Raw genomic sequence first — 14,007 nt, forward strand, 5'->3', positions numbered from 1 at the left:
AGACAGTCACACTTAACATAAAGCATTATAATACATAAATGACCGGTCAGTCAAAAGATTTTTTTCGTTAATTTTAGATTGCATTTTGTAATCGCTTCCTCATACTATGTGTTAAAATTATCCATGTGAAATCATTTTAAAAAGATTGTTCGGAAGGGATAGTTTCTATGGATAATGCCAAAATACTCGGGGTGGGAAATACAGCTCAAGTGATTTTATACAATAAAAAGAAAGCCGCAAAAATCTTTCATGCACATGTCCCCTTTTCCGCCATAGAGTACGAATTCGAAATCAATAAGCGTATGTTGGAATCCGGTTTGCCTGTGCCAGCAGTTTATGAATTAAAAGAAATTGATGGAAAAACAGCTATTGTATATGAAAGGATTGCTGGTGATACGCTGATGAAATCTTTAATGGAAAACCCTTTGGATGCAACCCATGTGATAAAAGAGATGGCACGTCTGCATGTTATGGTTCATAACAAACAATTACCTTCTCTTCCCTCACAAAAAGAGGTATTACAAAATAGAATTGAATGTGTGATTGAGCTGAGTAATCTGGAAAAAGACTATATTTTGAGTAAATTAGATCAATTTTCTGATGGTAATTCCATTTGTCACGGTGACTTTCATTTTAATAATATTCTCGTTTCTGATGAGGGACTTGTTATTATTGATTGGACAGATGCTGTTAAGGGTAATCGAATCGGGGATTTAGCTCGAACAACACTGCTGTTAAAGTTTGGCGGAATCGAAGAGAATTCTTCATTGTTACAATTACAATCTCAATATTTATTTCGAGAACAAATAGCTGATCAATATGTTAATTACTATCAGGAACGATTCCCCATCGATCATGAAGAATTTCAATCGTGGGTATTGCCAGTTGCAGCTGCCCGACTCAACGAAACGTTGCCACAGCATGAAAAGGAAAAGCTGTTAAGCATCGTCCGTTCTTACATAAAATAAAATCTTTGAAAGGGGGCTGACCGTGTGAAAACCTTAACTTCAATTGCAGTATCACTAATTAGCGGCGCCCTTTTCTTCTTTACAATTCCAGAGGGAAACATTCTTGAAATCGGTAATAGAGGGGTTCTATTCAGCTTAGTTTTCGGACTGTTTTTTTCTTCTCCTTTTATGCTTTTTTGCACATTGCCTGCATCTTTAATCATTGAGTACATAGCGAATTAAAAAAATGTAATTTCTGCTTTTTTACGTTTCGCATTGTATATTTTCTTAACTGTGATAATCGTATCTGGATATCGCTACTCCCTTTTTTATTGGGCTGAGGATATCAGTGAATATGCGATCTTTGGTACTAGCATCATTTGTTCAATCGGATTTTGGCTCGGTTCTAATTTTTTTGAAAAGTATAAGTGTCCAGAGTAATTATCTATATTCATTGGAGGAATACATATGAACAACATTTTTATCGATCCACCGACTCTTTCTGATGACAGAATCGCACTTGTCCCGATGGATATGAAACATACAGAGGGATTGTTTAAAGTACAAAGCCCTTCTATATGGGATTTTATGATAAGCCGTTATGAAAACTTAGAAGCCATGGAAAACCTAGTCGAATCAGCTGTACGAACACGAGAAAATAAACAGGCGCTTCCGTTTGCAGTGACATTAAAAGAATCTGGAAAAGTAATTGGAACAACCCGATTATATGATTTTAACTTCGATTTCAAATCGTGTGAAATTGGATTTACATGGTATGGGGCAGATTATCAGCGTACTTTTGTTAACACTACATGCAAACTGCTGCTGCTTGAGTACTGTTTTGAGACGCTGGACTTTAACCGTGTTCAATTCCAGACAGACGAGCGGAATATACGCTCGCAAACTGCAATTGAACGTTTAGGAGCAAGTAAAGAAGGGATATTAAGAAAACATAAAGTGCTTGCGGATGGCTATATAAGAAATTCGGTCATTTATTCCATTATTAATGACGAATGGCCAAAAGTTAAAGAAAACTTGAAGCAGAAACTGGTAAATTATGAGCTTCAGCCTTGATTTATAGCAGAAAACGAGGCTGCACACTGTTTGGTTGGCAGTCTCGTTTTCTTTTTAGGCACTCTCATTGGATAATCTCACGGGTTTTGGAATTAATCTCCCGGATTCGGAATATATTCTCACGGATTTTGAGCAGAATCTCACGAATAAATACAATAAACTCCCAAGTCGACATCACCCGACAAAAATTGGCCATAACGCTCTAAAAATTGACCTTCGCACTTTAAAATTGACTATCCTATAACCCATTAATCTTCACTTTTGGCCATGTCTGCTGCCAATTTTTACTCTGGATCCGCATTTTATATTTTTGTTTATGTATGTTCACCTCAGAAAAAAGTCTTGTTGGCCACACTTCCATGTTGATGGCGTCCTCTATGCCACAAGGTGCAGTTAAAATTACCTCGTTATCCTCATCTAGTCTAACACCTAACGCAGTTACCGTTTCAGGAAATTTCGATATCGCATCGACTGCAGATTCATAAGGATCAAATCCGTTTACAGCGTGCATTCTTGCTTGATTTTTAACGGACCATGGAAGGTTTGGTATTCTCTCCTGAAGATGTTTCTCGTATTCTTTTTCAGCACTTGTTTCCGTGTTCTTTGAATCAAAATAAACGACGTCAATATCAGCCAGCGGCGTCCTTTTTTCAAATCCATGCAATGTATCCCAAATTTTCGAACGTACGAATCCCGCACATACCCACCATTCAGGCAGATCAATTGCTTTTACTGCTTTCAATATTTCCATCATCCACTGATCATTTTTAATTAATTGGATAATATCTTTTTTTGTTCTTATTTCCAATGTTGATTCCACCATTCTAAATAATTTACTAGGAGGTAGTGCTGTGCGCTTTAATCGTTTTATTTTGCTCTTTCTTCTCTTTTCTCTTATTCCTACTTGCAGTGTTTCAGCAGCCTCAAAAGTAATAGCTGAAGAAAAAACCTGGGGGTACGAATACAAGTTAATTAAAACACAAGATTCGTTTACCTGGAAAATCCGTCAGCATCACATAACAAGTACGATTTCTGAAAACAAAGACAACCGTGAAGATCTGGATAGGTTCAAAAGTGCAGTGGATAACATTCATCGATATTACATTGATATCCTTATCTCTGTCGTTTATTTAATCATCGCTGTTCCGCTCGTCAAGATCTTTTTAAAGAAGAAGAAGGTAAGTCCAAGGGATGCGAAATTGATCCTTTTTGCCGTCGTAATGATAGTCTATTTCTACTCGGTTTCCCCAGTCGTTGAATTGTTTTCAGCCTACGAGGATGCGGACTATTATTTTTTCATATTGAGCAGATAGTTTTTACGATAAACTGAGATCGACATGCCATACCGTTTTCTAAATGTACGTTCAAATGTACTTAAACTGCCGAAACCAACTTGAAATCCTACCGTTGTGATATCTATGTTTGTTTTTCTTAACAGTCCAATTGCCTTCTCCAATCGTACTTGGGTGATGAATTGTCCAGGAGTAATCCCCGTCACTTCTTTAAACGTTCGAATCAAATAATATTTACTCATGTTCGTTTCTTTTGATAAGTCCTCTAGCGAAATAGGGAGTGCTGAATTTTCATAAATAAAAGCTGTCAGGTTTTTGATTATCGGATGATGGTTCAACACAACTTCCTTTTTCCACTTTTCACTGTATGAACTCGTTTGCAAGGTCAGCAACGTTTCAGCAAGCTGCCATTCCAGCTCAGCTATCGTCAAGTCATCTGCCGGAAGCAATAAACTTTTCCTGATTATTTCATCTGCAATTTTTATAAACTTTTCAGAAGATCCTTTTTCAACACTGTTAAAAACGATATCTGTTATTTCATTTTTGAATTTGGAAGAAACCACTTCATCCACAAAATGTTTATTCAGGTTGATTAAAAGAATCTTGCTTTCCGAATCTGCTGTAAAATGGAGGTGTTTTTCACCTGGAGAAGTGATCGTTCTCAAATTTGGGTTAAGCGGACTCGTCTTCTGATTCAAATCAATAAACGGTGTTCCTGAAAGAGGGATAGAAATCTGATAGTCTTCTCCGTGATCGTGTTCGATGGGATCGGAAGACAGTGGTGATAAATGAGTGATCATCAATTTACTGTGCTGAAGTTTTAAATTTAATGACCGCATGAATCTCCCTCTTTTCTTAAAAAAATCTCTCCCCTCATCATATACTTAACTTACAGAATATTCACCGATTTCCTCATTTACCCTTTTCTTTCTTTGCAAAAATAGTCGTTCGCCTTTTTTGAAAAACGGAAATGCTAAGACTGCCAGACCGCCTAATATACTAAAAATAAAAATCCCCTCTCCAAATCCAAGCCAGCTAAGCAAAAAACCCCCAAGCCACGCACAACCGCCTTGGCCGATAAACTGCAATCCGGCAGCTCCAAAATAAGCACCCCGCATATTGTCGGGAGCAATATCACTGATCAGCACATCTCCAATAATGAAGCACAAAATTTCTCCCGCAGTAAAAAGAAACATGGACAATAATAAAAGTGGGATAGATTTGGATAGACCAAATCCGAACAATCCCAGTCCAAAAAGGATACATCCTGCTTTTAATGCCGTAAGATAACTGTACTTTTTCATCACTTTTATGATCGGATACTGAAAAATCAAGATAAATAAGGTATTTGATATGAACAGCATCGAATACGCAGTAACATCATCCGTCCCTAAATATTGAGAAAGCGTTGTATCCAGATGAGCGTAGGCTCCCGTAACAAACATATTACCGATTAGAAAATACCGAAAAACTTTGTCTTTTACGATGATAATGATGCTTTCTTTTATGGAGACATGATTAATTTCCTTCTTCTGGTCCTCGTTTGGTTTGTAGCGGATAAGCCAGTAAAGAATAATGACCGTGTACACAAAATAGACCCCGGCACTAATTAAGAACGGAAGCGGATTTTTTGAAGCCCCTAATGAAAGACCGACTAAAGGGCCGATAGCTCCACCTAAGTTAATGGCATAATAACGTGCATTAAAAACAGACATTCGTCTTTCCTCTGGCGTTACATCTGTAAGCAATGCACGGGCCGATGGTTCAAAAACAGATCGGCACATCCCGTTTAACGCATTTAATAAAAAGAAAGTGATGACCTGATCTGCCAAGGCGAAACCAATAAAAACCAAAGCCCACAGCAGCATCGATCCGAACATGACCGTCATTCTTCCAAGTCTGTCAGAAAGCGCTCCACCAAAAAAGCTTATGAACGTACTGACAATAAAACTGACAGACAGAATGGCACCCGTTGTTGCAGGATCGATTTCTTTCACCTCGTACAGATAAATTCCGAGAAACGGCAAGCTCATAAAGAAACCGGCACGTGACAGAAACGTCCCGAAAATAACTCCCCACGCAAGCGGATGGAAATTCAACTTATCTTTTGCCAACATATTCAGCGCCTCATTTCTAACTTAATCCATGCAAGTTCATATATATTTTACTGCCGGCACTGAAGTTTGCCCCATCAGAAATTGCTGAATTTCAAGGAGCAATTTTTGTGTATGACGCTCGTATTTTCCTCATGGCGCTCGTATTTACACAAAAAAAGGACTTTTTTTACAAAAAGTCCGCTTCTGCATCTACCCTATCGCTTTTTTTAATCGAAATACTGTATTTTTTATCTCTTCTGGTGTTCCTTTGGTCAGCCCTCCGCCGATTCCGATCGCAAATGCGCCGGCATCGAGCCATTCTCTGGCATTCTCCGCCGATATCCCTCCGGTCGGAATGAAATCAACATCTGGGAATGGATCGCGAAGTCCCTTCAAATAAGAACTTCCGAAAAGATTACTTGGAAACAGCTTTAATAAAGTGAGACCGTGATTATACGCTCTTACCACTTCAGTCGGGGTCATGACCCCTGGAATGTACAGGATGTCTTTTTCTTTAGAAAATTTTACGAGTTCTTCTACGTATCCTGGGCTTATTATAAAAGCTGCCCCAGCATCAACGGCGCTCTGAGCTTGCCTTACATTCAAAACGGTCCCAGCCCCTACGATTAAGTTTTCATGTTCAGCAAAATGCCGGATGACTTTTTCAGCTTCAGGAATCGTAAAAGTTAACTCCAGACAACGGATACCCGCTTCCACTAGAGTTTTGCCCTTTTCGATCGCTTCTTCAACAGATGGTGCACGCAAAACAGCAATCAGTTGGGTACCTTTTAAAATCTCTCGTTGTTTGTTCTCTTCCAGCTCTTTAAAAGCAAGTTTTGTCATAAGACTTCTCCCCTATTCTAGATTGCTGTGCCGTAAAAATGCGGTACTATTATTTTCAGATTGCTTAGATGCAACTTGTAAACAGACGGCATCACAGAATACATGCACACATTGGTCAAAAAGTGACCCCAATGGCTGGATGCTCTCTGATTCATTTTCCCCTCTGAATTTTGTAGCTGCAGGAATATGCGCCACCAAGGATGCGTAACTCGCAAGCTCTGATTCTAGCTTTGTTGTGATGGCGATTACCGGACAGTCATGCTCCTTCGCTTTTTGGGCCGTGTTGACTACACTCTTTGTCGTTCCGGAGCCGGAGACAGCTACAACAACATCCCCTGAATGCAGAGAAGGAGTAATTGTTTCACCCACGACATAGACGTGTGCGCCAAGATGCATGAGACGCATCGCAAAGGATTTGGCCATAAATCCTGACCTGCCCTCTCCGATCACGAAGATCCTTTTTTCAGTGAGTAATAGACTCGAAACCTTCTCCACTAATTCAGAGTCTACCTTCTTAAGGACACCTTGTATCTCGTTCAATATCTTGTCTAAATCATTCATGTTCAACCCTCCCTTTCATCTCATAAAAAGCCGCGGCAGCCTTTTCTGGATCCTCTGTTTTGGTTATGGCAGAACCGATAATAACTACGTAAGGATTCAACTTAGCAATCTCTGAAAAAGTATCCACAGATATTCCTCCGGCAACCGCCAGCTTGCTATTTTTATTCGAGAAGGAAGGTATATGCAAACGTACTTCCTTTCCGCTTTCTTGCTGGTCTTTGCTTAAGTGGGCACACAATATCGCATTCTCGTATTCACTTAAACTCGCTATCTGTTGAGGCGAAGTGTTGAGCAGGTCAATCATCACTTGTTTGCCATGGCGTTCTGCAACACCCAAACAAGCCTCGATCGAAACAGAAGGTGCAGCTCCCATTACGGTGGCCACATCTGCTCCTGCCTCAAAGCATAATTCGAATTCATAAGTCGCATTGTCGAACGTTTTCATGTCAGCTACGATTGTCTTGTCAGGAAAGGCTTTTCTTATAGAACGCACACTTTCCATCCCAAACTCCTTAATAAGAGACGTCCCCACTTCGATCCAATCGATATACGGTTCCGCTTTTCTTGTGATGGATATTGCCTCTTCTATCGAAAGCCGATCTAGTGCGAGCTGGATGTTCACAGTGCTTGCGCCTCCGTTCTTTTCACCGTTTCAACCTTTGCTGTTTTTACAAGCAGTGTAAAGATAACAGAAAGAACTAATGATCCGGCCATAAAGATGTAAGATGCACCTGGTCCTCCTGTTGCACCGTTCAAATATCCTACAAAATAAGAACCGACGAACGACCCTAAAGCTCCCATACTATTGATAAGTGCCATCGCTCCACCCGCTACGTTACGAGGCAGGATTTCTGGAATAATCGCAAAAAACGGTCCGTATGGTGCGTACATTGCTCCGCCAGCGATTACTAATAAAACGAAAGAAAGCCAGAAGTTTGAATTTCCGATCGCATACGATCCGTAAAACGCAATTGCTCCAATTAATAGAGAAACCCAGACAAAGCTTTTACGATTCAGGGTCTTATCAGAATAATGAGAGACTAACAGCATCCCCACAACAGCAAGAACGTAAGGTGCAGCTGACAGCCATCCTGTTGCCACGATGTCCATTTTTGATGCATTCGAAAGGATAGAAGGAAGCCACATCACGAAACCATAAACACCAATGCTCCAGAAAAAGTATTGCAGACTAAGAAGAATTACTTTTTTAGATTTAAACGCTTCACGATAATTCTTAACAGGCTTCATTCCTGTTTGCTCTTTTTGAAACTCGGCTTCAAGATTTATCTTTTCTTCATCTGTCAGCCATTTCGCATTTTTCGGTCTGTCGTTTACGAGCTTCCACCAGATAAATGCCCACAAAATTGCTGGTAATCCTTCAACGATAAACATCCAGCGCCACTCATAAGCTCTGATTAAATAACCAGAAAGAATCGACATCCAAAGTACCGTTACCGGGTTTCCTAAAATTAAAAACGTGTTTGCCCGAGAACGTTCTGCTTTCAAGAACCAGCCGCTCAAGAAAACAAGCATAGCCGGCATGACAGCGCTTTCTACAACCCCTAAAAAGAAACGAATCGGATAAAGCCAAGCGACATCTGTAGCAAGACCCGTTGCCGTCGCAAGCCCGCCCCACAGAATCAGTGACCAGAAAACCAACACTTTCGCACTTTTCTTTTCGGCATAAATCGCACCTGGAATCTGAAAAAAGAAATAACCTAAAAAGAACAATGATGCCAAAAATGATGAAACCGAAGCGGTGATCCCAAGGTCTTCTCCCATACCTCCAGCCACACCAAACCCGTAGTTCGCACGGTCAAGATACGCCAAACTATACGTAATAAAAGCAATCGGAATTAATCGAATCCAACGCTTTCTTGTTGCTAAAGAATCCATTGTTTTCATTGTAAGCACTCCCTTTCAGCCATAAATGATTTTAGTTGTTCAAAATCCGGCAGACCATCACTGTCCCCAGGTGACATCACTTGCATAGCACCAATCGCATTACCCATTTTGACAGCGTCCATAATACTTTCACCTTTCAACAAACCTGTAATCAGACCCACTGCGAATCCATCACCAGCGCCGACTGTATCTACAACTTCTTTTACCGAAAATCCTGGTACTTGAGCAGACATTCCATTTGAAGTTTTTACATAAGCACCATCTTCACCTAGCTTAACGACGACGAGTTTCACCCCCTTCATAAGATAAAAATCTGCTATTTTCTCAGATGTTGTATAACCCGTTAAAATCTCACCTTCACCGATACCCGGCAGCACCCAATCCGCTTTAAAAGCCAGTTTATTAATTTCCTCTACCATCTCTTGCTGAGAGTTCCATAGATTTGGACGGAGATTTGGATCAAAAGAAACCGTTCTTTCATTCTGCTTCATCGTGTCTATCATGTAGTGTGCAAAAGTTCTCGCTTTTTCTGAAAGAGCTGGAGGAATCCCAGTCATATGTAAATGCTTTGCATCTTGAATCGCAATATCTTGAAAATCTTCAATCGACATCGTGCTTGCTGCTGAATTCTTTCTAAAATAATGAACAGCCGGATCACCAGACGTCACTTTTGATTTCAATTGAAAACCAGTAGAACGTGACTCATCTGTTTTAACCGCTGAAATATCAATGTTTTCTCGCTCAAGGGAATCTGCAATATATCGGCCAAACGGATCGTTCCCCACTTTACTTAAGAATCCAACTTTGAAATTCAATCTTGAAAGCCCGATCGCAACATTTGTCTCTGCACCTGCCAAATTTCTCGTGAAATTCGAAACGGTGTGCAGCTCCCCTAATTGATCTGCGATAAACATCGTCATCGCTTCGCCGAATGTAATGATATCTGTATTTTTCATCGTTCGTTCCCCTCTCCTATTCAGGTATTTGCTAATAATAACGTGTATTGTTTTGTCGTCTCCATTAAGTCTTCGCCTCGTAGAGGAAACTCAATCGCATACGGACTGCCATCGGCAAAAAGCGCGATCAGCTTTCTCCAATCAGCAGATTCTGCTACAGGTAAAGGTAAAGTTACAAGTTCATTTCCAAACCTCTCAACATGTTTACAATGTACATAAATCACATATGGTGAAAGTCGCTTTGCCGCTGACCAAACTTTCTCCCCCGTATACAGCCAGTTACCGATATCAAACGTCATCTTTACAGGTACATCGTGCTTTGCTGTCTCTTTTAAAAACTGGGAAATGCGTTCAAGATTTCCGCCATGCATTGTTTGATCGTTCTCAATCGTCACTTGCAAGTTATGTTTCTCTATCTCCAAAGAATGAAGAAGCTTTTTTAGATTATGTACATTTGATCTTTCTGAAGTGTAATGACCCAATGAAAATTTAACGATTTTCGATCCGAGTGTAACCGCTTCCAAAACAATCAGTTTAATAGACTTTTCATCTAGATTTCCAGCCTTGTTATATAATTCAACAGGTGCTGAAAAGATTGAAAATAATTGAGCAGCTTTTATTTGATCTCCAAGTTCTTTTAAAGGAAGCGTTTGATCTACAAAAAGCTCTCTTCTGATTTCAGCTCCTTTAGCACCGGCCTTTGCGATGAGATTTATAAATTCACCTTGCCCGTACTTTTGGACTTCATCTATACGAAAAGAATTCATGGTTACAACAACAGTTTTCATGAGACTTCTCCTCTTTCCTAAGTAGTGGAACCGGTTCCGTTTTATTGTAAAAATAAAATCCGTTTTAAAATGGGAACGGTTCCATTTTTGTTTATTAAGGAAGATCTTCACATAGGAAGATCTTTTTAACGATTTGTTGTAGAGCCTCTCACAATAAGTTTTGCAGAAAATGAAATGTTTTGAGGAAATGTCTTATTATCGCCTTTTACTTTTTGCAAAATTCTTTCCATCGCAGCTACTCCTATTTCATAAGTTGGCTGAGCAATGGTTGTGATTCCTGAACCTACCGCGAGTGCCCACTCTGGATCATCAAATCCGATCAATGCCACATCTTTTGGTATGGATAGCTTCAGCTTCTGTAAAGCAATGACCAGCTGAAGAAGAACAACTCCGTTTACTGCGAAAATCGCTTTTGACTGGCCATTGGATTTCTGAATAAACACTGATAGCTGTTTTAGCAAAGAGCTTTCATCAGCCAGATCCACCTCATATATTTCATTCGAGCTTTGGTGTTCATGTTGTTTTAGCACTTGCTCAAAAGCTGTTGCTCGTTCTTTTCTCGAGCTTACACCGTCTAATGATTCAGTAAAAAATGCCATTCGTTCAAACTTCTGGTTGATCAAGTGATGCATGGCTTCGGTAACCGCTTGATGATTTTCAACACCGATCACGTCAAAATGTAAGCCAGGAGCTTTTCTATCAACGAGCACAACAGGGATATCATCATTCGCAAGATCTTTCAATGCTTCATTGTTTCTTCCGGTCGTGTTAATGATTAACCCATCAATACGATGAGCTTGAAGCATGTGGATGTAGTCGCTCTCTTTTAGCGGATCATTATCTGTGTTACAGACGAGCAAGTTGTATCCGTTTTGATTGCAAATATCTTCTGCTCCACGCATAATAGCGGTCGTATAAGGATTCGTAATATCCGCCACAACCATGCCAATTAAGTTGCTGGTGTTTCTTTTAAGACCGCGTGCCATTATATTCGGTCTGTAATTTAAAGCAGAAATTGTGTCCTCAATCCGCTTTTTTGTTTTCGGAGCAATTTCATTAAAATTCCCTGCTAAATATCTAGAAACAGTCGTTTTCGAAACCCCGGCTTGCAGAGCTACGTCTTTTATCGTAATTCGTGTTGATTGTGATTTTTCCATAATACCTTCCTGAACTTCTAAACCTAATGATATTCTGTAGGCGATGAATCTGTTCGTAAGTGACGAGCGAATTTTGCATGAATAACAGCAGCTTCTTAAACTTCACTTTCCCGAGTTCTCGCTTCAAAAAGTCATAATGGAACCGGTTTCATTTTTGTTTATTGTAACAGCATTAATTTAAATTTTCAAACTCTTTTTAAATATTTATTTAATATAAGGCTGGTTTCGCATACTTTGTCGACCTTGTAAGTAGTTGATTTCCGTTCCAGGATGCTCGCTTTCCTCGGGGCGTGCGGTGAGCCACATTTGGACGTTTCACTTTTGCTTGTCTGGGCTGACCAAACCGTTTTCGCTTTTCGGACTGCCCGCCTGTCCCTCAGGACAAGGAAAGCTTCGGCCGCAATACATCGCACGAAGAAAATGTGCTTTTCATTTTCGAGGAGACTCGTACCTTCCCCTCCAATCAACAGTCAAAGAAGACAATAAAAATAAGATTTGAATGCAACAATATTTTAGAAAAGAGCTAATAAAATGGTGATTAACAAAAAAACGACTCTTCTAAAAGAGTCGTTATTAAAGATCATAAAAATCTCTGATAATTAAAATTCACCAATTCCATAATACTCGACTGCTGCTACAAATCAATCGTAAAACCATACAAATGATTCTCCACTAGAGTATTTTTTCAAATAAAATTCGGCTTGATCTCCATCTACAAATCCACCGATATTCTTGTAGACATGACAGCCTTTTGAATCAAAATCATTACTGCCAGCCGTTTTAAAGTAGAGACCTGTTCTTACTTGATCATCGGGATTATAAGGATCCTCTTCAAATAATTGATAGTAACCTGGCTGACTTTCAGAACTAAGGCAAATTTTATAATCGCCGCCACCAGATGGCCAGATATCCGTCTCATCACTAAATCTATCACCACCAAGAAAATCCCATCCAGCTGCTTTAGCGGGTGTTGTCAAAAACGGAGTGACAAAAGAAAATGTTAACACGAAGAAAAGCATGAAAATTCTTTTTAATTGCATCAGGAATCCTCCTCAATTAATAAGTATTTTCTCCATTTTCTTTAATAAACTCGTTAATCGACAAACCAGCTACTCTTATTATTCTTATCTTTTGGCAAACTATTATAGATTATAGTAGATGTTTAGTAAGAAATTACACAGTAGATTTAGAGTTTATTGGTTTTGGTCACAAAGATATGAAGAGTAGTTACCTACACCTCCTCATTTGTTTTAAATTTTCCCTCTCACATTTTTTTGAAACCTTACCGTTTATAGGCTTAAGAGACCTCACAATCATTTTCTAACTCATAACAAAATAAGCAGACTCTTATTGTTTTGAGTCCGCTTTGCATTCCTTATGCTAAAATTCAAACTTCACTGGTCGTAAAATTAAATCTTCTAACGTATCTTTTGCATTTTTGTTCTCAAAAAGAATCTCATAGATCGCATCACAAATAGGAAGTTCTACATGGTACTGCTCCGAAAGTTCCTTTAATGCCTTAACCGTAGAAACCCCTTCTGCCAGTTTGCCAAAGTCTTCCCCTTGAACGAACATCTGACCGAACTTTCTGTTATGGCTGTGAAGCGAGAACAATGTTGCCTCATAATCTCCTAAATGGCTTAATCCATAAATCGTTAAATCATTACCGCCCATCGCCCGGACAAGACGTGAAATCTCACGCGTTCCCCTAGCCATTAACGACCCTTTTAAACTGCTGTAATTCAGGCCATCCAGCATGCCGGCTGCTATCCCCATTACATTTTTTGTAGCAGCTCCGATTTCATTCCCAATGAGATCTTGTCCATAATAAAACCGGATTAGATCACTATTAAACTCTTGGACAATCTTTTTCGTAATTTCAATATTCTCTGAACTGATTACCATACAGTTCGGAATATGATTCACAAAATCCTGAACATGCCCTGGTCCTACCCAAACCGCAACATTTGTGTTTTTCCCAACTTCTTCACTAAAAACTTGAGTGAGCCGTTTACCGCTTTCCGCTTCTAACCCTTTCATGCACAAGATGAAAGTTTTACCCTCTATTTCTTTTAATTGACTCAGTTGTTTCGCAAAGGATCGAAGCTCTTGAGCACTGATTGATATGATGATTGTTTCTGCTGCGGTTACAACGTTTTCTAACGAATCACTAAGTTCGATTTCGTCCGGCAACGTAAGGTAATCGTTCCTTCTATTTTCTTTTAGCCCTTTATAATTTTTTGAGTTTTCTCTTCCCCATAACATGACCTGGTGTCCGACTTTATTCACATACCAAGCGATAAAAGTTCCCCATCTGCCACATCCTAATACAGTTACTTTCATGATTTCACCTTTTTCTTTATGTTTTTATCAATGGCTATTTTCGTA

Annotated in this window: 16 protein-coding genes; 4 read left to right on the forward strand and 12 right to left on the reverse strand. The window is 39.5% G+C overall.

Annotated elements, in window-relative coordinates:
- Positions 1 to 167: 167 nt before the first annotated feature.
- From RGB74_RS14725 to RGB74_RS14735, 3 genes are all read left to right on the forward strand, one after another.
- Positions 168 to 968, forward strand: a complete 801-nt coding sequence (locus tag RGB74_RS14725) for a phosphotransferase (RefSeq protein ID WP_310760052.1) — start codon at positions 168 to 170, stop codon at positions 966 to 968.
- A gap of 24 nt (positions 969 to 992) precedes the next feature.
- Positions 993 to 1,190 carry a hypothetical protein gene (locus RGB74_RS14730; protein WP_310760053.1) on the forward strand — a complete coding sequence of 66 codons (198 nt, stop codon included), beginning with the start codon at positions 993 to 995 and terminating at the stop codon, positions 1,188 to 1,190.
- Positions 1,191 to 1,415: 225 nt separating this feature from the next.
- Positions 1,416 to 2,021, forward strand: coding sequence for a GNAT family N-acetyltransferase (locus RGB74_RS14735; protein WP_310760054.1), 606 nt, complete (start codon positions 1,416 to 1,418; stop codon positions 2,019 to 2,021).
- Between the two features lie 238 nt (positions 2,022 to 2,259).
- On the opposite strand, the gene RGB74_RS14740 is transcribed toward RGB74_RS14735, so the two are convergent.
- A complete protein-coding gene (locus RGB74_RS14740; protein ID WP_310760055.1) occupies positions 2,260 to 2,829 on the reverse strand; it encodes a nucleotidyltransferase family protein in 570 nt (189 codons plus the stop codon).
- A gap of 43 nt (positions 2,830 to 2,872) precedes the next feature.
- Here RGB74_RS14740 and RGB74_RS14745 point away from each other — a divergent pair, with 43 nt between their 5' ends.
- Positions 2,873 to 3,334: a geobacillin-26 family protein gene (locus tag RGB74_RS14745; protein WP_310760056.1), complete on the forward strand. Its 462-nt coding sequence runs from the start codon at positions 2,873 to 2,875 to the stop codon at positions 3,332 to 3,334.
- On the opposite strand, the gene RGB74_RS14750 is transcribed toward RGB74_RS14745, so the two are convergent.
- The 11 genes from RGB74_RS14750 to RGB74_RS14800 form a co-directional block, all read right to left on the reverse strand.
- Complete coding sequence (locus tag RGB74_RS14750) at positions 3,310 to 4,152, reverse strand: AraC family transcriptional regulator (protein ID WP_310760057.1); 843 nt, start codon at positions 4,150 to 4,152, stop codon at positions 3,310 to 3,312. The two genes, RGB74_RS14745 and RGB74_RS14750, sit on opposite strands and share 25 nt — an antisense overlap.
- 45 nt (positions 4,153 to 4,197) lie before the next feature.
- On the reverse strand, positions 4,198 to 5,430 hold the full coding sequence (locus RGB74_RS14755; protein WP_310760058.1) for an MDR family MFS transporter: 1,233 nt from the start codon (positions 5,428 to 5,430) through the stop codon (positions 4,198 to 4,200).
- A gap of 189 nt (positions 5,431 to 5,619) precedes the next feature.
- A complete protein-coding gene (locus tag RGB74_RS14760) occupies positions 5,620 to 6,252 on the reverse strand; it encodes a bifunctional 4-hydroxy-2-oxoglutarate aldolase/2-dehydro-3-deoxy-phosphogluconate aldolase (RefSeq protein ID WP_310760059.1) in 633 nt (210 codons plus the stop codon).
- A 12-nt stretch (positions 6,253 to 6,264) separates the two neighbouring features.
- Positions 6,265 to 6,813, reverse strand: a complete 549-nt coding sequence (hxlB, locus tag RGB74_RS14765; protein ID WP_310760060.1) for a 6-phospho-3-hexuloisomerase — start codon at positions 6,811 to 6,813, stop codon at positions 6,265 to 6,267.
- Positions 6,806 to 7,435 (reverse strand): 3-hexulose-6-phosphate synthase, encoded by a 630-nt coding sequence (hxlA, locus tag RGB74_RS14770; RefSeq protein ID WP_310760061.1) that lies wholly within the window; start codon positions 7,433 to 7,435, stop codon positions 6,806 to 6,808. The genes hxlB and hxlA overlap by 8 nt, the downstream gene beginning before the upstream one ends.
- Positions 7,432 to 8,718, reverse strand: coding sequence for an MFS transporter (locus RGB74_RS14775; RefSeq protein ID WP_310760062.1), 1,287 nt, complete (start codon positions 8,716 to 8,718; stop codon positions 7,432 to 7,434). The genes hxlA and RGB74_RS14775 overlap by 4 nt, the downstream gene beginning before the upstream one ends.
- Positions 8,715 to 9,674 (reverse strand): sugar kinase, encoded by a 960-nt coding sequence (locus tag RGB74_RS14780; protein WP_310760063.1) that lies wholly within the window; start codon positions 9,672 to 9,674, stop codon positions 8,715 to 8,717. The genes RGB74_RS14775 and RGB74_RS14780 overlap by 4 nt, the downstream gene beginning before the upstream one ends.
- Before the next feature lie 20 nt (positions 9,675 to 9,694).
- A complete protein-coding gene (locus tag RGB74_RS14785) occupies positions 9,695 to 10,462 on the reverse strand; it encodes a sugar phosphate isomerase/epimerase family protein (protein WP_310760064.1) in 768 nt (255 codons plus the stop codon).
- 125 nt (positions 10,463 to 10,587) lie between these two features.
- On the reverse strand, positions 10,588 to 11,619 hold the full coding sequence (locus RGB74_RS14790) for a LacI family DNA-binding transcriptional regulator (RefSeq protein WP_310760065.1): 1,032 nt from the start codon (positions 11,617 to 11,619) through the stop codon (positions 10,588 to 10,590).
- 641 nt (positions 11,620 to 12,260) lie between these two features.
- A complete protein-coding gene (locus RGB74_RS14795; RefSeq protein ID WP_310760066.1) occupies positions 12,261 to 12,659 on the reverse strand; it encodes a hypothetical protein in 399 nt (132 codons plus the stop codon).
- A gap of 340 nt (positions 12,660 to 12,999) precedes the next feature.
- On the reverse strand, positions 13,000 to 13,962 hold the full coding sequence (locus tag RGB74_RS14800; protein ID WP_310760067.1) for an NAD(P)H-dependent glycerol-3-phosphate dehydrogenase: 963 nt from the start codon (positions 13,960 to 13,962) through the stop codon (positions 13,000 to 13,002).
- Positions 13,963 to 14,007: the final 45 nt, after the last annotated feature.

It is taken from the genome of Bacillus sp. NEB1478 (assembly GCF_031582965.1).
In the GTDB taxonomy this organism is placed as follows: domain Bacteria; phylum Bacillota; class Bacilli; order Bacillales; family Fictibacillaceae; genus Fictibacillus.

Bases quoted from the DNA above. Each gene is read 5' to 3' on its own strand.
- RGB74_RS14775 (WP_310760062.1), bottom strand. From the start codon at position 8,718: ATGAAAACAATGGATTCTTTAGCAACAAGAAAGCGTTGGATTCGATTA.
- RGB74_RS14750 (WP_310760057.1), bottom strand. From the start codon at position 4,152: ATGCGGTCATTAAATTTAAAACTTCAGCACAGTAAATTGATGATCACT.
- RGB74_RS14755 (WP_310760058.1), bottom strand. From the start codon at position 5,430: ATGTTGGCAAAAGATAAGTTGAATTTCCATCCGCTTGCGTGGGGAGTT.
- RGB74_RS14800 (WP_310760067.1), bottom strand. From the start codon at position 13,962: ATGAAAGTAACTGTATTAGGATGTGGCAGATGGGGAACTTTTATCGCT.
- RGB74_RS14785 (WP_310760064.1), bottom strand. From the start codon at position 10,462: ATGAAAACTGTTGTTGTAACCATGAATTCTTTTCGTATAGATGAAGTC.
- RGB74_RS14760 (WP_310760059.1), bottom strand. From the start codon at position 6,252: ATGACAAAACTTGCTTTTAAAGAGCTGGAAGAGAACAAACAACGAGAG.
- hxlB (WP_310760060.1), bottom strand. From the start codon at position 6,813: ATGAATGATTTAGACAAGATATTGAACGAGATACAAGGTGTCCTTAAG.
- RGB74_RS14790 (WP_310760065.1), bottom strand. From the start codon at position 11,619: ATGGAAAAATCACAATCAACACGAATTACGATAAAAGACGTAGCTCTG.
- RGB74_RS14725 (WP_310760052.1), top strand. From the start codon at position 168: ATGGATAATGCCAAAATACTCGGGGTGGGAAATACAGCTCAAGTGATT.
- RGB74_RS14780 (WP_310760063.1), bottom strand. From the start codon at position 9,674: ATGAAAAATACAGATATCATTACATTCGGCGAAGCGATGACGATGTTT.
- RGB74_RS14735 (WP_310760054.1), top strand. From the start codon at position 1,416: ATGAACAACATTTTTATCGATCCACCGACTCTTTCTGATGACAGAATC.
- RGB74_RS14795 (WP_310760066.1), bottom strand. From the start codon at position 12,659: ATGCAATTAAAAAGAATTTTCATGCTTTTCTTCGTGTTAACATTTTCT.